The sequence below is a fragment of the Pseudomonas sp. P1_F1_2 genome (assembly GCF_056405815.1).
Window position 1 is genome coordinate 41399 of the sequence record NZ_JBFUBK010000004.1, and the last position, 19919, is coordinate 61317.

17 protein-coding genes are annotated in these 19919 nt (G+C 59.7%); 3 read left to right on the forward strand and 14 right to left on the reverse strand.

Annotated features, from left to right (window positions below; genetic code table 11):
* Nucleotides 1-10: 10 nt before the first annotated feature.
* Entirely contained in the window at nucleotides 11-532 is a 522-nt protein-coding gene (locus tag AC1D2P_RS02065) for a DUF3617 domain-containing protein (protein ID WP_046030831.1), read from the reverse strand.
* Between the two features lie 133 nt (nucleotides 533-665).
* Between AC1D2P_RS02065 and cls the strand changes: the two genes are divergently transcribed.
* The gene (gene cls / locus AC1D2P_RS02070) at nucleotides 666-2105 is read left to right on the forward strand and encodes a cardiolipin synthase (protein ID WP_109786799.1); all 1440 of its coding nucleotides are present in this window, start codon (nucleotides 666-668) and stop codon (nucleotides 2103-2105) included.
* Here cls and cfaB read toward each other — a convergent pair.
* From cfaB to hflK (AC1D2P_RS02110), 8 genes are all read right to left on the reverse strand, one after another.
* On the reverse strand, nucleotides 2102-3289 hold the full coding sequence (cfaB, locus tag AC1D2P_RS02075) for a C17 cyclopropane fatty acid synthase CfaB (RefSeq protein WP_477757424.1): 1188 nt from the start codon (nucleotides 3287-3289) through the stop codon (nucleotides 2102-2104). The two genes, cls and cfaB, sit on opposite strands and share 4 nt — an antisense overlap.
* Nucleotides 3290-3373: 84 nt before the next feature.
* Nucleotides 3374-4162 (reverse strand): HvfC/BufC N-terminal domain-containing protein, encoded by a 789-nt coding sequence (locus AC1D2P_RS02080; RefSeq protein WP_109786801.1) that lies wholly within the window; start codon nucleotides 4160-4162, stop codon nucleotides 3374-3376.
* Nucleotides 4153-4998: an MNIO family bufferin maturase gene (gene bufB, locus AC1D2P_RS02085; RefSeq protein WP_477757425.1), complete on the reverse strand. Its 846-nt coding sequence runs from the start codon at nucleotides 4996-4998 to the stop codon at nucleotides 4153-4155. The genes AC1D2P_RS02080 and bufB overlap by 10 nt, the downstream gene beginning before the upstream one ends.
* A 67-nt stretch (nucleotides 4999-5065) precedes the next feature.
* Nucleotides 5066-5320 carry a BufA2 family periplasmic bufferin-type metallophore gene (gene bufA2 / locus AC1D2P_RS02090; RefSeq protein WP_046030837.1) on the reverse strand — a complete coding sequence of 85 codons (255 nt, stop codon included), beginning with the start codon at nucleotides 5318-5320 and terminating at the stop codon, nucleotides 5066-5068.
* A gap of 119 nt (nucleotides 5321-5439) precedes the next feature.
* Nucleotides 5440-7350, reverse strand: coding sequence for a cation-translocating P-type ATPase (locus AC1D2P_RS02095; protein WP_109786802.1), 1911 nt, complete (start codon nucleotides 7348-7350; stop codon nucleotides 5440-5442).
* Nucleotides 7347-8405 (reverse strand): protease modulator HflK, encoded by a 1059-nt coding sequence (gene hflK / locus AC1D2P_RS02100; RefSeq protein WP_477757426.1) that lies wholly within the window; start codon nucleotides 8403-8405, stop codon nucleotides 7347-7349. Before hflK (AC1D2P_RS02100) ends, AC1D2P_RS02095 begins: the two co-directional genes overlap by 4 nt.
* Entirely contained in the window at nucleotides 8402-9448 is a 1047-nt protein-coding gene (gene hflC / locus AC1D2P_RS02105) for a protease modulator HflC (protein WP_109786803.1), read from the reverse strand. Before hflC ends, hflK (AC1D2P_RS02100) begins: the two co-directional genes overlap by 4 nt.
* Nucleotides 9445-11406 carry a protease modulator HflK gene (gene hflK, locus AC1D2P_RS02110; protein ID WP_109786842.1) on the reverse strand — a complete coding sequence of 654 codons (1962 nt, stop codon included), beginning with the start codon at nucleotides 11404-11406 and terminating at the stop codon, nucleotides 9445-9447. Before hflK (AC1D2P_RS02110) ends, hflC begins: the two co-directional genes overlap by 4 nt.
* 216 nt (nucleotides 11407-11622) lie before the next feature.
* Between hflK (AC1D2P_RS02110) and lpdA the strand changes: the two genes are divergently transcribed.
* On the forward strand, nucleotides 11623-13023 hold the full coding sequence (gene lpdA / locus AC1D2P_RS02115) for a dihydrolipoyl dehydrogenase (protein WP_477757427.1): 1401 nt from the start codon (nucleotides 11623-11625) through the stop codon (nucleotides 13021-13023).
* 133 nt (nucleotides 13024-13156) lie between these two features.
* Here lpdA and AC1D2P_RS02120 read toward each other — a convergent pair whose 3' ends face one another.
* A complete protein-coding gene (locus AC1D2P_RS02120; RefSeq protein ID WP_046030842.1) occupies nucleotides 13157-13630 on the reverse strand; it encodes an Lrp/AsnC family transcriptional regulator in 474 nt (157 codons plus the stop codon).
* A gap of 144 nt (nucleotides 13631-13774) precedes the next feature.
* Here AC1D2P_RS02120 and AC1D2P_RS02125 point away from each other — a divergent pair, with 144 nt between their 5' ends.
* Entirely contained in the window at nucleotides 13775-14404 is a 630-nt protein-coding gene (locus AC1D2P_RS02125; protein WP_109786805.1) for a LysE family translocator, read from the forward strand.
* A 3-nt stretch (nucleotides 14405-14407) separates the two neighbouring features.
* Here AC1D2P_RS02125 and AC1D2P_RS02130 read toward each other — a convergent pair whose 3' ends face one another.
* The 4 genes from AC1D2P_RS02130 to AC1D2P_RS02145 form a co-directional block, all read right to left on the reverse strand.
* Nucleotides 14408-16525, reverse strand: a complete 2118-nt coding sequence (locus AC1D2P_RS02130; RefSeq protein WP_109786806.1) for a hypothetical protein — start codon at nucleotides 16523-16525, stop codon at nucleotides 14408-14410.
* Nucleotides 16512-17708 (reverse strand): DUF3142 domain-containing protein, encoded by a 1197-nt coding sequence (locus tag AC1D2P_RS02135; protein WP_109786843.1) that lies wholly within the window; start codon nucleotides 17706-17708, stop codon nucleotides 16512-16514. The genes AC1D2P_RS02130 and AC1D2P_RS02135 overlap by 14 nt, the downstream gene beginning before the upstream one ends.
* A gap of 168 nt (nucleotides 17709-17876) precedes the next feature.
* Nucleotides 17877-18704 (reverse strand): class I SAM-dependent methyltransferase, encoded by an 828-nt coding sequence (locus tag AC1D2P_RS02140; RefSeq protein WP_046030847.1) that lies wholly within the window; start codon nucleotides 18702-18704, stop codon nucleotides 17877-17879.
* Entirely contained in the window at nucleotides 18698-19855 is a 1158-nt protein-coding gene (locus tag AC1D2P_RS02145) for an acyltransferase family protein (RefSeq protein WP_109786807.1), read from the reverse strand. Before AC1D2P_RS02145 ends, AC1D2P_RS02140 begins: the two co-directional genes overlap by 7 nt.
* Nucleotides 19856-19919 lie beyond the last annotated feature (64 nt).

Sequence of the window (19919 nt, forward strand, 5' to 3'; positions counted from 1 at the left end):
GGCAAAGGTTTCAGGCTCGAGGCTTGACCGTTCCGCAGTCCTGCCCCAGCCACACGGCGCGACTTTCGAGACTGCCCTTTTGCTGGATACCGGTGGCATTGAAGGTACCGTTGACCTTGGTCGTGAACTCACGGTCGCTGAGGAACGTGGCAACACCGGCACCTTGCGCTTTGGGGCAGCTGAAACGGAATTTCCACTGGTTACCGCTGCGGTCGGTGATTTCCTGCTTGCAGCCCGATTGCGGGTCGGTCAGTGGAATGTTGTCGGTCTTCACTTGCTCCGGGGTCAGGCAAGCCCGAATCCCTTTGCCGCCCATGGTGATGCCCTGCTTCTCCAGTTGAGCACGTTGCTCCGGCGTCATCTGGCTCTGCAACTGACCGAGGATCAGCTGCAAGTCCGGCAGGTTCTGGTCATCGACCTTCATGTTGCTTGTGGTCATTTCCCACAACCCGGGTTGCAGCATCTGCGCCTGAGCAACCACAGGAAGTGACACACCAATGGCCATGGCCAAACCCAGCAGACGAACGTTCATCGACAAACTCCTGATCAGTAGTGGCCGTTAGACGCCAGCCTTCGGCTTCGGTTCATGGGCCAATTAAATAGCGACATTCTGCACGGAACATGGTCTGTTAAGCACTGTATCTTCAGGAGCAGGGCTGCCCCCCATGGATTACTTCGGACCGCACATTTTCGGCTACACCATCGCACTGCTTCACTCGCTGGGCACGATTGCGGCGATACACGCCGTACTCACCGTCCGGACTGCTCAAGGTTCAATCGCCTGGGCCCTGTCGTTGGTATTCATGCCCTACCTCACGCTTATTCCGTACCTGGTTTTCGGTAGCAGCACGTTCGATGGTTACATCAAGGCTCGGCGACAGGCCAACGAAGAAATGCGCAAAGCCATCTCCGAGCTCAACTGGCGCCCTTGGGTCGAAGAGGCGCTGACTGCTCGCGCCTCCAACGCCTACGCGTCGCTGCGGGCGATGCCAAAGCTGGGCCGAATGCCTTGCCTGGCGAACAACGAAGTCCATTTGCTGATCAATGGCCAAGCCACGTTCGATTCAATTTTCGAGGCCATCAGCAAGGCAAAAGAAGCTGTATTGATTCAGTTCTTTATCATCCACGATGATCGTCTCGGCCAACGCCTGCACCAACTTCTTTTGAAAAAAGCCGCCGAAGGCGTCGCGATTTACCTGCTGTATGACCGTATTGGCAGCCACTCCCTGCCCCACAGCTATGTGCAGGCGTTGCGCGACGGCGGCGTCGAGGTCAAGGCGTTCGCCACCCGCAGTGGCTGGCTCAATCGCTTCCAGGTCAACTTCCGCAACCACCGCAAGATCGTGGTGGTCGATGGGGTGCTGGGGTTCGTGGGCGGGCATAACGTTGGCGACGAATACATGGGCGAGAAACCTCCGCTGGCGCCTTGGCGAGACACTCATGTTCGAGTGCGCGGACCGGTGGTGGCCTGTATGCAGGAGTCTTTTGCCGAAGACTGGTTCTGGGCAGCACGATCGCTACCGCCACTGATTCTGCCGGATGTGTTTCCGGATGACGGTGTTCTGTGCCAATTGCTTGCGAGCGGCCCGGCAGATTCCTACGAAACCTGTTCGTTGTTCTTCGTCGAAGCCATTCATGCCGCAACTGAGCGCGTGTGGATCACCAGCCCCTATTTCATCCCCGACGAAGCTGTGTTCGCGGCACTCAGGCTTGCGGTGCTGCGAGGCGTCGATGTGCGACTGCTGCTGCCCTCGCGTCCAGACCACCGAATCGTCTACGCCGCCTCCAGCCTTTACGCCTTCGAGGCCGTACGCGCCGGTGTACGCGTGTTCCGCTATGAGCCTGGTTTCCTGCATCAGAAAGTAGTGTTGATCGACAGTGAAATCAGCGCCATCGGCAGTGCCAACCTGGACAACCGCTCGTTCCGGCTCAATTTCGAAGTGATGTTGCTGACGGTCGACAGCGCCTTTGCCGCCGAAGTGGAACAGATGCTCAACGACGACTTTTCCCAGGCCCACGAAATCGCCAAAGAAGAAAGCCGGGAGACCCATCGCCTGCAACAAATTGGCATGCGGGTCGCCCGGCTTATCTCACCGATTCTCTAAGGGTTGTAGATGTCGTCGCGCGCCCATGGCAATTCATGGCTGCCATCGGGGTGGGCTTTAACCGCGAGGATCTGGTGCAGGTTGATCCAGCCCCGGGCAAACGCATAAGCGCATCCTGCCAGGTACAGTCGCCAGATCCGCAAGGCTTGCTCCGGCACTTGCCTGGACGCCGCCTCAAGGTTGTCTTCGAGGCGCTCGCTCCAGTGGTCGAGAGTACGCGCGTAATGCAGGCGCAGGCTTTCGACATCGACGATCTCCAGCCCCGCTTCACTGATCTCGGCAGAGATCATCGACAGGTGCGGCAACTCGCCGTTTGGGAATACATATTTTCCAATGAAGTCGCCGGCACCGCGCCCCACAGGACGACCGTCGATGTGTTTGGCGGTGATCCCATGGTTCATCACCAGGCCGCCCTCTTTCACCGCGCCGAACAAGGTTTTGCAGTATTCAGCCAGGTTGGCGTGGCCCACGTGTTCGAACATGCCGACACTGACCACTTTGTCGAAGCGACCGTCCTGAGGCAGGTCGCGATAGTCGAGCAGTTGCAGCTCGACCAAATCCTCCAGACCTTCCTCTTTAACGCGTTCACGGGCCAGGGCCAGTTGTTTTTCGCTGAGCGTAATGCCAAATACCTTCGCACCGAACTCCCTCGCCGCATACCGAGCCAGTCCGCCCCAACCGCAACCGACGTCCAACAAATACTCGCCCGGCTGCAACCGCAGCTTGCGGCACAGGTGCCTGAACTTGGCCTGTTGGGCCTGCTCCAGGGTTTCACTGCCGGTCTCGAAATACGCACAGGAATACGCCATGTCGCTGTCGAGCCACAGCTGATAAAACTCGTTGGAGAGGTCGTAATGGTAGGAGATGGCCTTGGCGTCGGTTTCCTTGTCGTGGACGGTACGAACCGGTTGATTGCTATCGTCCTCGTTTAACAACGCCTGACTCCATTCATCGCAGACGCGGATGACGTCGCTGATGGAACCTTCCAGCTCAAGCTTGCCCTCGACAAATGCCGCACCGAGCGCATCCAGGCTTGGGTGGGTGAACTGGGTAACCATTTGTGGGTCCTTGACCACAATCGTGACGCTGGGCGTCGGCCCCAGATTGAATTCATGGCCGTCCCAGAGTCGCAGGCGTAGCGGTAGCTGCAGATTCTGTAAGGCCGGTGGAAGTTGCGCGAGCATGGAAAGTCCCCCTTGTTTCAGACGTCTGATGTGAGGGTAGACCATCTTAGAAAATTAGCTGGCTATCGAATTAATAGCCAATTTCTATGATTTGTGACGCTGCAACCAACCGTCGTGAACCCACTGCTTGAGCCAGGTCACAGCTTGAAATGGCGCACCCTCTCCACAGATGACTGTCAATTCGGAGCACAGTTCAGCAAAACTCCATTCACGCTCAAACAGGCCTTTTAGCGCATTGGCCTCTTCCGGCTCCAGGCTTCGATACTGGCAAACGAGATCATTTCGACAAATCACCACCGTGTGAGAACTGTCGAGTGGCGTGCTGCCAGGAAACTGCGCTTGATCCTTTACCGATCGCCAGATCGCCACACTGTTGAAGGCACACTCAAGCCATTGCAGCGAGGGACTGGGGCTGACTTGCAGCGTCGGCCAGTCTTGGGGTGCCAGTTGCGCCATGTCTTGCATCGTCAGGGGCGTTCCGGGAGGCGCGTCGAATGCCAGCGTAAAGGCCCACTCAAGTGCTGCAAGCTCTGCCAGCGGCGCACTCTGTTCAGGCACCAGATGCTGACGAATAAACAGTTCGAAGCCTTTGCCGAGCCAACGAAGGTTGTAATGATCCGAAGGATTCTGGCGGATGTAAGCCGCGGTGAGTTGTTCGAATTCATCGTCACCCAACCAATCGTGGATGGCGGGAAAGTCTGCGCGTAGCACTTCCTGTAGCCGGGCCTGATAAGCATTGTGATAAATCGCCAACCCTGTGCTGACATCCAGCGTCGGGCCACCCATAAGGCTGGAGCCAAGCGTGACATCAGCCGCCACCGGCGCTCCCAACAGGTAGCGTTCAAAGGCCAGTTGCCAATCGATCAGGCGCATTTCTGCCTCCGGTTCAGCACGCTCGCCCCCAGTTCCCGGGCTTTTTGCAATTCATTGAGCAGTTCTTCAAACAGCGGGAAATGGTCATCGCGCTCCAGCAGCGTGGCGACCGGGCCGAGGTAATCGAGCGTGCGTTGATAAAGCGCCCAGACCGGGTCGCTGACAGGATGGTCATGGGTGTCGATGACGTAATCGCCGTAGTCGCTGTGGCCCGCCAGATGCAGTTGGCGAACCTTGTTTGCCGGCAAACCTTGAATGAAGGTCCAGGGGTCAAAACCATGATTGCGTGAGCTGACATAGACATTGTTGACGTCCAACAACAACTCGCAATCGCTCAACCGGCTCAACGCTTCGAGAAACGCCCACTCGCTGAAATCATCGTCAGCGCTGCGCACATAACTGGAGACATTTTCCAGCACCAGTGGCCGCTGCAAAACGTCTTGTACCTGGCGCACCCGATCAGCGACGTAAGAAAGGCTTTCTTCGGTGTAAGGCAGCGGTAACAAATCATGAAGCTGATGGGCGTTGCCACGGCTCCAGCACAAGTGATCGGAAATCCACGCCGGTTTGACCCGATCAGCCAGAAGCTTGAGTTGTTGCAGATAGCCCTGATCGAGGGCATGCGGCCCGCCGATGGACAACGATACGCCATGCATCACCAGCGGATAACGCTCGGCGATGGCGTCCAGGTAATAAAGGGCTTTGCCGCCCTGCACCATGAAATTTTCGGAGACGACTTCGAACCAGTCCACGGCCGGCGACTGATCAAGAATGTCCTGGTAGTAAGCACTGCGTAAACCCAGGCCATAGCCCAGACAAGGAAGGGATGCAGACATTGGTGGGCTCCTCGCAAAATGGCCGCAGTGGCTGGGGGAAGCCACTGCGGCGCCAAACGGTAGTCGGTTACTCGCCGACCTTGCCACCTTCCTTCATGCACTGAGCCTGAGTCATGGCCTTGAAGCCGTGACCTTTGCAAACTGCCTGACCCTTACAGGCGTTTTCCGCGGTTTTGCAATCGTTCATGCCTTTGCACGAGGTCACGCCGTAGCAGTGAACCTGAGCAGCGTCGGCAGCCTGAGCCGTCGTCGCAACACCGGCAAACAGAGTCGCCGCAGCGAAAGCGAGAGCGGCACCGGTGGAAGCAGTTTTGAAGTTCATTTTTGTATCCTCAGTCATCGTCAGGGTTGTCGGCTGGAATGTTGTTCAGTCCCGACACAGCACTAGAGAGCGCTCCCCCAATGGCATTACAGAGGCATCCAAAAAAGTTTTCGATTCACTCAACTGTCTTCTTTGAGCTTGAGTAACGGCTCCTGGAACCGCAGCAAACGTCCGGCATTGCCCAACACCAACAACGTGCTCAAGTTATGCAGCAACGCCGCGATCATTGCCCCTGCCGCGCCAAGCCAGCCAAATGCCGCGAATGCGACAATCGCCAGTGTCCAGCCCAAACCGATGATCACATTGACCTGCAAGGTTTGGCGGCATTGGCGGCTCAAACGCACACAGGTGCCGAGCCGACGCAGGTCGCTGCCGATCAGCACGATGTCTGCCGAAGCCAACGCAATGTCGGCCCCGCCCGCGCCCATGGCTACACCCACGACACCCGCCTTGAGCGCCAGGGAGTCATTGATCCCGTCCCCGACCACCATCGGCCGGAAGCCGCTGCCAATTTCCTTGAGCACTCGATTCAACTTGTCCTCAGGCAATGCCTGGGCCTCGACATCGCTGATGCCGACATCGCGGGCCAACGTGCGGGCAACGCTCTGCCGATCCCCGGTGAGCAGCAGTTGTCGACCCAAGCCCAATTCACGCAGCTCACTCAAGGCAAATCGCGCCTCGGGTTTGACGCTGTCGGCCAACAACAGCCAGGCGAGAAATTCACCATCCAGCGCCAGTCCGGCAATCGGTCCGTCGTGTTCAGGAACCGCCGACGTCACAATACCCAACTGCGCGAACAACTCGGGCCGACCGAGTGCGGCCTCGCCCTGTTCGGTCATTGCCACCACGCCCAACCCCTGACGCTCGTGGATATCAGACAGCAGCAGAAAGTGCTCCTGCGTGACCAGCCCGGCGAGCGCACGACTGACCGGATGACTGCTGGCCGAACCGAGACTAGCGGCCAACTTGAGCACATGGCTGCGGTCTTCCAGCGGACTATCGATCGACTGCAAGCGCAAGGTACCGAACGTCAGCGTGCCGGTTTTGTCGACCACCAGCGACGTCAGGTCCGCCAGTTCCTCAAGAAAAGCCGAACTGCGAATCAGAATGCCGTGGCGCGCAGCCACCGCCACGCCGGCAATTGCCGTCGCCGGCGCCGACAGCACCAGCGCACAAGGGCACGCGGCGACCAACACCGCAAGCATCGCCTGAGCATCATTGGTTACGAACCAGGTGACTGCAGCCAGCAACAACACCAGCACCATGTAGCTGCCGGCATAACGCTCCAACAAGCGAGTAATCGGCGGCTTGGAGCGCTCGGCGCTTTGCATCAGCGCAATGACTTTGCCCAAGGTCGATTCGTCGCCGGTGCGGGTCACTTCAATGCGCAGCAGACCATCGAGATTGATCGCCCCGCCAAACACCTGCATACCAACTCCGGCTTCCATCGGCACTGACTCACCGGTAATAGAAGCCGTATCGAGACTCGCCTGACCGGACAACACGCGACCATCCGCCGGCACGCGATCGCCGGCACGCACCTCGACCAGGTCCCCGGGTTTGAGTGTGCGATTGTCGACTTCGAGGATCGAGCCATCGGCCTGAACCTTGCGCGCATGACTGCGGGTCAGTTTGCCCAGCGCATGAATCGCTTCCTGAGAACCGATCACGCTGCGCTCTTCCAGCACATGGCCGAAGATCATGATGATCGGCAACAACGCCGCCGTCAGCAGATCTCCCGTGGCCCAAGCGCCGAGCATGGCAAGCGCGATCAACTGGTCAGTGATTCCGTGCAAGCTCGGGTAGCGCAGGCTGTACCACGCCGAACGCATCACCGGCACAGCCACCAGAAGCGAGGCAAAACCGAGCAGTAACTGACTGACACCGGTCTGCTCCGGCGACAGCCAGCGCCAGACCAGGCCGAGCCCGAGCAGGCCCAGTGCGAGCATGGCCAGCGTCAGTTGGCGGGCAGCGCTGCGTTGTTCGGCCGAGGACAACATGCTCGGTGCAGCGGCGGTTTGCGTGGTCATTGGGCAGCTCCCTGAATGATCAGGCGGGAATCGTCTTTGGGATCAACCGTGGTCACAGAACCGGCCTGACCAAGAATTTTCGGCATCCGCTCACGGTAAATGCGCAGCAGCATTTGCGGATCGGTGCCCTGTTGCTGCGCCTTAGCCAGGCTCAATACGGTGGCGGTGTCGGCAGACGCTTTCGCCAGCCGTTCGCATGCTTGGGCATGGGCCACTTGCAGCGTTCGATCCGCTTGTTCGTTGGCGGCCTGAGTCGCCTTCTCTGCTTCAGTGCGGGCGTTCGCCACCGCTTTGTCGGCCTGCTGGCTCGCGGTCAATACCGCGTTGAAAGCGTTCACCGCAGGACCGGGCAAGCTCGACTGCACGTCGACACGCGCGACTTCGATACCCAGCCCCTGCCCCGTCGCCGCCAGTTCGGTCAGACGTTGATTGATGCTCTGCACCAGATCGCCGCGCAGACGTTCACGGCGTTCGGCGGCCTGATTGTCCGCGCCGATCAGTTCAGGACGCGCCACCAGAATAGTGTCCAAGTCTCGCGCCGCAGTCAGGGCAACGGCACTTCGGGTCACCAACCGATCCAGCGCTGGCAATACATGTTCACCTTGCAGCACGAAGGCATAGGGCTCGGTGACTTTGTAGAAGACTCGCACATCGAGTTGCACCACACCGGCGTCACCCGTCAGTAAATAGCCGGAACCGGCGAGTGCATCACTGATGGGTGTGGCAAACGTCGCCGCGCGATCAGCCTGCAAGGCGACGTCGCTGCGCAACAGATTTCCCACTCGACGTTCGATCACCCGATCTGCGGCCGGTAATAAAACCACCTGCTCAAACGGTCGCGGCCACGCCAATAGCAACCCGGCGTTCTGGATGCGATCCAGTGCGCCGAAGTGCAAAACCACTGCGCGATTCTGTGGATCAATCTGCCTTACGTTCGAGAACGCCCACGCTAATGCCGCGAGAACGGTCACGGCGTACAGCGCCAGAAAAGCCAAGCGCCCGGCCTGAATCCAGGGACTGCTCAATGCCTGTGTTCCACGTGGAACTAATTTCATGGCTGCGATCCGGACTTGTTTTCGAGAGCAGGCGGTCCATCCACCAACACCCGAAATGGCGCCGCATCTGTGCGCAATATCAGTTTTGTACCCGGCGAAACAATGGTGCCCAAGGTGTCGAGTGAGCGCAGCAAGTTGTACAACTGCGGCGAGCCGGCATAAGCACGGCCGTAAATCTGCGCCGCCTCGACACGCGATTGAGCTTCGATGTCAGCCGCTTTGACCGTCGCATCGGCTTGCACGATTCGCGCATCACGCTCAGCGGCGGAACGAATTTGCGCCGCTTCACGTTTGCCGATGGCCGTTCGTTCCGTCGCAATGGTTTCACGCTCGGCGCGCATGCGATCGACCGTGGCGGTCAAAGTGACGGAGGGCAAGGTCAGGCGTTCGATGCCGACTTGCAGCACGCGCACGCCATAAGTGGTGAGCAATTGCTGATCGATCTGCTGACGCAGCTGCGCCTCAAAATCAACAATGTGAACTTGATTGGCATCGGTGTTGACCAGGTTTGCCAAGTCAAAACTGCTGGCGGTGGTTTCCAGTGCCGAGCCGACAAACGTGCGAATCTGTCGCGCCGCTTCATCCGGCTGATTCTGCACCGCACGCATAAAGCGTTGCACGTTGTCCGGGTCGCCCTGCACCTGCCACGCCACATACGCCTGAACGATAATGCGCAAACCGTCGCGGGTACCGACATCCTGCAAACCACTGGAGGTTGTGCGCAGCCGCAAGTCGACGGGTATGGCTGCCTCAAACGGTGCCGGCCAACGCCAGCCAAGCCCCGGCTCCAGTAGAACCCGCGATGGATTACCAAAGCGCGTGATCACTGTCGCCTCCCCCGAGCGCACTTGAACAAGACTCGCGGCGGCAATGGCAAATGCCACGAGCAACGCCGCCCAACCCATGCGTCGCCATGGAAACGGTCCGGCTTCTTGCGGATCACCATGGTGGTGATGATGGTGACCGTGATGATGCCCGTGTCCGCCATGGCTATGATCGTGGCCGGCGTGGTCATCGTGATCGTGTGTATGCGACTGGCTCAATGGGCAGCTCCTGGCTGGGCGCTGGTACGCGGCGACGCAGGATCGGCCGGCAGCGTGAAAGTACGGAGGTCGATGGTCGGCGCATTACTGCTGCCACCCATACGATGATCAAGAATCAGCAGCTTGGCGTTGGCCAGGCCTTGGGTCAGTTGGCCAAGGTATTGCTCCAGCACAAAAGCCTGGCCAGCACTGGCGTAGGCTTTCTGTTCAGCGCTGAACTTGAGGTCCGTCGCCTGCGCTGTAGCATTGATTTCATGGGCGCTGGCGGTCGCTTGATCGCGGGCAATGCTGGCTTGCAGTTGCGCCTGATTGGTCGCCTCCACCGCAGCACCGCGCTCTCGTGAGATCAATGCTTGAGCACCAATCTGCGCTGCCTGCACGCCGTGATAAGCGTTGGCGGCGCCGGCCGGTGGGTGAATCGCTTCCACCACGGTCGCGAGAATTTCCACACCGCTGTCGAGCGTGTTCAAGTCCGCCTGCACCGCGCGACCGATCTCATCAGCCAGACCTACCCTGTCCTCGCCGAGCAAACCATCAAGGGTTCGCGAGGCGAAGTCGTGCACCAGAATCCGGCTGGCGGTGCTGCGAATCAGCGTCGGCACGTCAGCACTGTTGTAGGTGGCCACCAATGCTGCTTGATCGGTCAGGCCGATGCGATAGACGAAGCGCACGTCCATGTTGACGATCTGGAAGCTCTGCTTGTCGGCGCGGCTGCTGGCGATGACTTGGGATTTGTCATTCACATGGCTGGCATCCCACAGCCGATTGGCAATCGCCGGCGCGGGGCCTTCGGCTGGTTCAAGTACGACGGGGGCCGAGGCTTCGCCAACGCTGGTGGCCAACTCGTGAACCACGCCGTTCTCGACATTCAGCACACGACCCAACGGCCACGGTAGACCGGCGTGCAAACCAGGACCAAACACCGCCACCGGTTTGCCAAATCGCTCGTAGATACCCCGCCCCTGCAACGGTATTTCGTGAATGCCAGTGAGCGACCAGCCGACAATGGCAACCACTGCCAGCACCGGAAAAAACGCCCGGCGCATATAGGTGAACGCCCAGATTTGTCGCAGGTCGATACCGAAGCGGTTGTGCAATTCGTGCTGCAAGGCGAGCAGCGGCTGCGGTGGCCAGCGCAGCATGTCGGCGACAAAACTGCGGGCCAGCAATGCAGGCTCGAGTTGTTCACGCTGTGGGCTGAACAGCGACAACACCGCACGCAGCAGCAACTCGACCGCGACCAGGCCTGGCAACAAACCGATCAGCACCGCCAAACGCACCGGCCAGATCGACTCTTCGCTGGCAAACAACAGACACAACGCACCAAGCACCAGGCAAATAATCGCAACCCGAGTCAATTGCGCCAGTGCACCTGCTTCCGGCCATTGGGCGACGTTTTCCTGGGCCAGTTGTCGTTCAACCACCAGCAGACCGAACGCCAGCAGCAAGGCCAGCGCCGCGCCGACGCTGGCGGACAAACCCAGCGCGGCGGGCGGTAACGCGAGGTTCCAGAACTGACTGACACTGAACGCCGCCAACAGCGCCCAGGCGCCGAGCCAGAGTGTCGGTGCGCCGATCTGACCGAGCATTCGCACCGAGCGCTGACTGAATCGCTCCAGCAGTCGTTCATACCAACCTTCAGGTGCAACGGTGTCGTCAGCGACAATGACCACCGGCAGCGTCGGGTTCATGGCTTCTGCGCGCCACCGGGTTATCCACCCCGCTGATTGCAAACCCGCCACCAGCACCAGCAACGCGGCACTCTGGTTCACCAGCAAGGGCGCCCACAGCGACAGCGGCGCGAACAATCCGACAAATAATGCCAACACCAGCCCGGCCGCCGAAAGAGCACCAAGGCCGATGGCGAATTGTCGTAATCGCCGCCCCTGAAAAACCGCCTGCTGAAAGCGCGGCAGCCCTGCTACCTGCGCCCCATCGACTTCGAGATCGACTTGCATACCACCCCAGTGTTTATTCAATGCGGACATCACATTTCGTTACGATATAACGAAAACCATGAAATTTTCGTCGTAAATCGCAACATCTAAAGGCGCTGAACCTGTCGCTAAGCTGAAGCCTTGACCGAAACAGCCGGAAACGCACATATTACGTTCGTAATTTTTATCAAAGACTACCTTCAATCAGCCCGATCCCTTCACTTCAGGAGTACATCCATGAGCAGCTACGACGTCGTGATTCTGGGCGGTGGCCCCGGCGGCTATAACGCAGCGATCCGAGCCGGCCAGCTGGGTTTGAAAGCGGCGTGCGTCGAAGGTCGCGCCACCCTGGGCGGCACTTGCCTGAACGTCGGCTGCATGCCGTCCAAGGCGTTGTTGCACGCCTCCGAACTCTACGAGGCGGCCATGGGTTCGGAATTCGCCAACCTGGGCATCGAGGTCAAACCCACGCTCAACCTCGCTCAGATGATGAAACAAAAAGATGAAAGCGTGACCGGGCTGACCAAAGGCATCGAGTTTCTGTTTCGCAAAAACAAAGTCGACTGGATCAAGGGCTGGGGCCACATCGACGGGCCGGGCAAAGTCACGGTGACCGATAATGCAGGCAGCAAGACCGAGCTGAGTGCCAAAGACATCATCATCGCCACCGGCTCCGAGCCCACTCCCCTTCCAGGCGTCGACATCGACAACAAACGTATCCTTGACTCCACCGGCGCGCTGTCGCTGACCGAAGTGCCAAAACATCTGGTGGTGATCGGTGCCGGCGTCATCGGCCTGGAGCTGGGTTCTGTTTGGCGACGCCTGGGCGCTCAGGTCACGGTCGTCGAATTTCTCGACCGCATCTGTCCCGGTGTCGATGTTGAGGCCGGCAAAACCCTGCAGCGCTCGTTAAGTAAGCAAGGCATCAGCTTCAAGTTAAGTTCAAAAGTCACCAGCGCCGCGTCCTCGACTACCGGCGTTCAACTCAGCATTGAACCGGCGGCGGGTGGCACGCCTGAGTTGCTGGAGGCTGATTACGTGCTGGTGTCTATCGGTCGCCGGCCTTATACCCAGGGCCTTGGGCTGGAAAATGTCGGCCTCGCCACCGACAAACGCGGCATGCTCGCCAACCAGGGCCACCGTACCGAAGCGGCTGGCGTGTGGGTGATTGGCGACGTGACGTCCGGGCCGATGCTCGCCCACAAGGCCGAAGACGAAGCCATGGCCTGCATCGAACAGATCGTCGGCAAGGCAGGTGAGGTGAATTACGACCTGATTCCCAGCGTGATCTACACCAAACCGGAGCTGGCCAGCGTCGGCAAGACTGAGGAGCAACTCAAGGCCGAAGGTCGCGCGTACAAGGTCGGCAAATTCCCGTTTACCGCCAACAGCCGGGCCAAGATCAACCACGAGACCGAAGGCTTCGCCAAAGTGCTGGCCGATGAGCGCACCGACGAAATCCTCGGCGTCCACCTGGTGGGGCCCAGCGTCAGTGAAATGATTGGCGAGTATTGCGTGGCGATGGAATTCAGCGCCTCGGCTGAAGACATTGCATTGACTTGCCATCCGCATCCGACCCGGTCCGAGGCGTTGCGCCAGGCGGCGATGAATGTGGAGGGGAAGGCGACGCAGATGTAGGCCTTAAAATTCTTGTTGTCGGGTCTGCCGCTATCGCGAGCAAGCTCGCTCCCACAGGTTCTTGGGTGGGCACGCGATTTGTACTACACCGCAAATCATTGTGGGAGCTTGCTCGCGATAGCGGCGACTCGGTCTAAAGCGGCAAATGTCCCAACGGCAACGCACCCGGCGTCTTCACCGTGTGAATCGCGAAGTTGCTGCGGATATCGCTCACACCCGGCAACTTCAACAGCCGCTCCGTGAGAAAACGGTCGTACCCGCGCAAATCCGGCACCACCACTTGCAGCAGAAAATCTGATTCTCCCGACACCAGAAACGCCGAAATCACTTCCGGTAACGCCGTTACGGCCACACGGAAAGCTTCAGCCTGTTCGTCGTTGTGGCGCTCCACCTTGACCCCGACAAACACGGTCAACCCAAGCCCCACCTCGTCGCGATCCAGATTGGCCTGATAACCCCGAATCACACCCGCCTCTTCCAGCATCCGCACCCGCCGCAAGCAAGGTGAGGCGGACAAGCCGATTTCTTCTGCCAATTGCACATTGCTCAGTCGACCGTCCCGTTGCAGGGCCGCGAGGATTTTGCGGTCGTAGGCATCCAGTTTCATGATTTGGCAGATCCTGATGGTTGGTACATCGTAAAGCAGCAGGTTATGCCAAATTCATTGGCTTTAGAAGCTGACTACGCAACCACCTGCCCTGCCCTTGCGGCCTAGACTGGCCCTACCAAATCGACATCGAAGGGGTGCAACGTGGAAGGACTCTGGCTGTTTTTCATGGCGCTGGCCGTGGTGTATTTGTTACCCGGGCCAGACATGATCCTGCTGCTGCAAACCGGCGCCCGTCAGGGGAAAGGGGCTGCGTTGGCCACCGCAGTAGGCCTGGGCATCGCTCGGGGTTGTCATGTGGCATTGGCCGCGTTGGGGCTGGCGGCGTTGTTCAAAGCCGCGCCGTGGACCTTCGATGTGGTGCGACTGGCCGGGGCCGCGTACCTGCTGTGGATTGGTATTCAGTGCCTGCGGACCACGATGCTGCCGAGCCTGAATGGCGAAGACGCCACGCCACAGAAAACACGCTGGTCGAATGCCATCCAGCGCGGCTTGCTCACCAATCTGCTCAATCCCAAAGCGCTGCTGTTCTGCTCGGTGCTGCTGCCACAGTTCATCAATCCACACGCCGGATCAGTCCTCACGCAATTCGCGATCCTGGGCATGGTGCTGGTCTGTGTCGGCTTTCTCTTCGACAGCGCTTATGCGCTGGTCGGCGCGGCGCTGGGCCGTTGGCTGCAACGCAGTCCTTCGGCCCAGCGGCTCCAGCAATGGCTGTTTGGCAGCCTGTTGATCGGCTTCGCGGTGCGGCTGACCTTTGTGCAACAGGCTTGAGCCTTACTGCCCCCGACGACGGCGGCGGTTGATCAACAGCAACGCCACCGCCGAGACAGCGACGACACCGCCGATTTGCAACGGCCACTTATAGGGCCGCAAAACCGAACGTGTCGCGTCAGTCACCTGGGTGACATAGCGTTTGCTGGCGTTTTCGAAGTCGGGATAAGGGCACTGGTGACCGAAATCCACCGCCCAATCCACGTAAGGCCCTTCTTTCACATAGCGTTGGTACAGAGCACGTTGCTCTTCAACGCTACTGTTCCAGCCCGCCGCCGCGCACAGCACCGCAGCGAAGGCCTGGCTGGTGTGAGGCAAATTATCGGCGGCGCGACTGGCCAATGCCGTGGCCACAAATCGATAGTGATAGCGCTCATCGGGTTTGGCGGCGCTGGCCTGTTGGCGCTGGACTTCACCTTCGGCCACCAACGGTCCGACCTTCAGCTCAGTGTTTTCGAGGCTGTAACTGCCTCCAAACGTGGCGTAGTCCGGGGCCATTTCATAACCAAGGATATCCATCCCCCATTCGCGCGCCGTCCAGGCGGCATTGAACAGGGCGGAGGCACGTTTGGTCGGCCACCACGCCGCATCAGCCAGCTGTCGTTGTTGCGCATACAGTCGGGCTTTTTTCTGTAGATCGGTATTGTCGAAGTACCCCAGCGCTTCGTCATAGCGCTCTTCGCGCAACAAACGCCGCCCCAACAGATTGCGCAATTGTGCCGCTACCGGCAACGGCACGTAGTTGTCGCGTTCCTGCTGGGTTAACGGTGGTGGCGCGGGCACTTGCGTGTCGACGTAATGCTTGAGTTCATCGACAGTCAGCACCCGTTCAGCAACCGTCGCGGCATCGAACCAATAGATACTTTGGCTGCGATAGAGCTGATCGAAGGCTTGCAGATAATCCCCGCGTTGCAGCGCAAGAATCGCACTTTCACCCTCGACCCGGCACTTGGGTTGAAGCGTTTCGTAATCGTAGTCTGGCGTGCGGCGCTCACCCCATGATTCATTCTGCGGGAACGCCTTAGCCGCCTTGGCATACGCGGTAGCCGCCGCGTTTTTATCGCCCTCGCGCAACGCCAGTTTCGCCCGCAGCCACCACGCCAGGCCACCGTCACCGGCGTGTTCAAGGAACGTCTTGGCGCTGGCGTAATCACCTTGTTGATAATTCATCGCGGCCAATCGATCCGCGTTATCCAGGCTGCCGCGCGTGCTGCTTTGCAGCAGTTTGATCAGCTTCAACTCGTTCGGCGGTTGATCACCAAATGACCAGCCCAGGCGACTGATCAACGACGCGGTAACCAGTTGTTGCACCGGTTTACCCTGAAGCAAGGTGCCCAGTTGATCGTCAGGCATTGCCAGCAGGTCCGCCATCAGTAACTTCAACGAGCTGTAACCCACCGCCGAACCGTGAAGATTTTGCGTGGCGTAGAGTTCGATGGCGCTGTTCCAGTCACCCATGGTTCGGGCCACGCGCGCTTCTTCGCCAAGGCTGGCGACCCCCAGCTCCAGCGGGTCGCTGAAACCGTCGATGCTCAACTGACGGGTCTGTTCGAACGCCTTTTTCGACGGTGCCAGCAGATCGGACGGAGCCCCTGCTTCGCTGCTCCCGGCAAACAGCGCCCGCCCCAGCGAATAGGCAGCCCAGGTGCTGCGCAAGGCGCGTTGGTCGGCCGGCAGCGCCAGCACTTTCTGGAAGTAATCGGCAGCCAATCCATGATCGCCCGCACTGAACGCCACAGCCCCCGCCAGATAAAGTTTGAGCTCGGCCGGCAGGCTCGCGCCTTGCTCTTCGACCTGCTGTGCATCCGTCAGGCTGCGCAGTTGTTTCACCAGCGCTTGCTGCTCCGGCGTCAGCCCGGCCTGCTCGGCCGAATCGCGCTGTTCTGCGTAGTCGGCCGCTTCCATGGGGTAGGGCGATTGCGCGACGTTCTTCAGCCCTGCAATAGCGTGCCCGAGACGATTGATCTCAAACTGAAAGTTACCTTCCGGCAGCTCCGCCAGCGACTGGCTTCGGTTGTCCAGCAAACGCATCGGGAAGTCCGGCCCGCAGGCCAGCGCCGTACCCAGCGGCAAGCTCAAGCTCAGGCAGAGCAGATGGCGGGGCCAGTTACGGGTAAACATTCGAACCTCCTTGATCAATTTTTGTGCAGCGCGCCCAACCGATGGCTCGCTGCCCACCGGCCGCTATCCGGCCGTCGCGCAGGCGGGTGAAGGTAAGCAGATCCGCGCTCTGATGCAACGCATAACCGGCCAGCGCATCGGCCCCCTCACACCCTTGAACGGCCAGGGTCACGCGTTCGGGCCAGGCGCTGTCGAGGTTGCCTTGGTTGCTGACGCTGATGTCATAGAGGGCGTCTTGCGCACTAAGTTTCACACTCAAGCGACTGTCGAGCGTGTCCCCGCGTGCCACAGCGCCAAGCGTCGTCAGGCTCCAGGCCCGACGGTCGCCCGCCAACGGCAGGCGAAACCAGATCAGGCCAGCCAGATGCGCGGGCGGATCGGCGCGCAAATCCGTGGCGAGTGTGCGCAGTTGCAGCGGATCAGCCAGCAGTTCCCGACGCTCGCCTCCCTGCTCCAAAGGAACCTCGCTTTCCACCACGGGTGCGCCACTGGCGCCGGGCAACAGCGCCACGCCATAGGCCGGCAGCGCCAGATAAAAAGGCTTGATGGTGATGCGACTCCAGCCCCTGGCCCACTTTCGTGCCTGGTCCGGATCGAACAGCCCAAGCCGTGGATCGCTCACGGCGTGCACTTGTAACACGCTGCTGTCGACGGCCGATAAAAGCGCCGGCAGCTCAGCGCTGTCCAGCCAGGCCGGTAACGCCGTGATGCTCAGGGGTAATGTCGCGGGTAAAACCGCACGAAGATGCGTCAGAAATTCTCGATAGGCCGGGAGCCGGGCCACGCCCGCATCGTGGTCAATCTCCACACCGGACAGCGTCAGCCCCTGGCCTTGCCAGTCGCCAAGCACTTGCTGGATTTGCGCCGTGACTTCGTCCTGATCCAGCGCCTTCAATTGACCGTCAAGGCGAATCACCGCAATCAGCGGCCGACCATCGCGCTTGAGCAGGTCCGGATCGATTCGCGCCCGACGCCAGCCGGCTTGAGGAAACGCCTGCAAGGCCAACACCCGAAGGGTCGAAAAATCCGCGCGACTGTCCTGCAGGGCGGCGTCATGGGCCGGCGTCCATTGCCGTTGCCAGACGTAGAGTTGTTGATCGAGCGGTGGCGCGTCTTGATGCTCGCAACCGTTGAGTAGCACCAACGCCGCCAGCAAGGCGATCAATCGAGTGAAAAACAATATGAGAAACCTTTGAGCCAAAGCGAACCTTTGTAGCAGCTGCCGAAGGCTGCGTTCGGCTGCGTAGCAGTCGTAAATCCTGAGTGTACGGTCTATCTGAAAAACCGAAGCGCCTGATTTTACGACTGCTTTGCAGCCGAACGCAGCCTCCGGCAGCTGCTACAGGGGCCTTTATGCTATCGGCTTACGGGCAATGATCACCTGACTTTTCGCCACGACTGCATCCAGTGCCTGCTTGATCTGTGCGCCGCGAGGCGAATTCAGAACGGCTTGCCAAGTGTCGGCCCAGTGGTTGAGCAGCGGATGGTCGGCATTGCTGAAATCGACCTTGGCCTCCCAGAACAGCAGCATCCACATCGACCAGTAAAAACCGTACTGGCTGTGGCTGAGCACTTCCAGGCCAGAATCGCTGACCATCGTCTTGAACTGTTCTTCGCTGATGATGCGAATGTGGTTGGGCTTCTGGAAATACTCCGGTGCGGCGATGTCCTTCTGCAGGTCTTCGGAGCTGGGGTGTGGAACGCTCAGCAAATACAGCGCGCCCGGCTTGCCGACACGCACCAGCTCAGCAAGGAACTGCGCCGGGTCGTCCACATGCTCGATGACCTCGGTGGACACCACGCGCGTGGCCGTCGCGTCGGCAATCGGCAGCGGGTTGCAGTCGGTGACGTGGCATTCGACATCCCGCGCCGGGGTGTCGCCGAGGCGCTGGCGGGTGGCTTCGACCTTGGCCGCGTCGATGTCGGCGATGATGATTTTCGCCCCGCGCATGCCGCAGAAATGCACGTTGCCACCGTCACCACAGCCCACGTCCAGCAACGTGTCTTCAGCGGTTACCGGGAAGCCGGTGAACAGCTCGCCGGTTTGCTGATTGAACCAGCCGCTGAGCATCGCGTCGTGCAGGCCGAGCATGTAAGGGTCGACCTTCTCGATCTTGTCCGCCACCGGCTGCGCGGGAGCGGGTGTGGCCGCCGTGAGTTTCTTCAAAAGGCTCAGCATGAGGTAGCTCCAGAGGATGGGACGGCGGTTCGGGCGGTGCCCAGGCGTTTGACCAGCGAGGCACCACGGTTGCGCATGGGCATTTCGATGTAGCGATAGTTGAGTTCGCTCAGCAGCACGATCAGGCCGCCAGCCATCAGCAACATCAGAATCGGATGGCCAGCCGGACTGGGCAGCCCGGCAGCCTGTAGACGAAAAATGAACTCACGAACCAGCAAGTAGGCCGGGATATGGATCAGGTAAATCCCGTAGGAACGGCTGCCGACCCACGTCATCAGGTTCTTGAACACGCTGCGCGGCAACAGGTAATCGCGGTTGTAAGAGGCGATCCAGACCAGCACCGCACACAACACTGCAATCGCGCCGATCCGATAATGGGTGAAGGTGAAGCGATCAGTGGCCATGAAGCTGAGCAGCAGCGACACCGCGATCAGTGCGGCAACACCCGCCCATGGACGACGCAAGAATGTTGGCTCCCAGCGCAGGTAGGAAGGTTGCGCACTCCACATCGCCAACAGCACGCCAAGGGCCAGTGCATCGGTGCGAACCACCATCAGAATCGGTGTGCGCAGGGTGAACAATTGCACCGCGACCAGCGCCAGCAAGGCCCACACCAGGTGCTTGCGGCAGACCAGAATCAACAGCGGAAACAGCAAGTAGAACTGCTCTTCCAGCGACAGGCTCCAATACACAAAACTGGTGCCATATTCATAGTGAAAGAAGCTGTCGGCGAAGCGAAAGTTGGCGTATTGCGCCACGCCCGCAAGCGTCGCCTGCAGGTTGGCGTGCAGCGTTCCAAACGCCCCGGAACGATTTAAAAAGAGACAGGCCAGCAGCATCAACGCCAGCCACAACCAGGCTGACGGCAGCAATCGAAAGGCGCGGCGCAGCCAGAAATTACGCGTCTGCTGCCAGTATTCCTGACGCGTGCTGCAACCTTGCAACGCCGGGATCAAACTGCGGGCGATAACAAACCCCGAGATCGCGAAAAACAGATCGACGCCCCACCAGGGTTGACCCAATGCGGTGAGGGTTTGCAGCAACGGCACCGAGGCGGTGAACAGGCTGTCTTGCAGGTGATGAAACAGCACGCCGAGCACCGCAATGCCGCGCAACAACTCGATGTCCATGATTCGCTTGTCATTGCTCATGCCGTCCTCCAGGACGTTGCATCGCTATCAATCGGCTTGCGTACGATGATCACCTCGGCGCGAA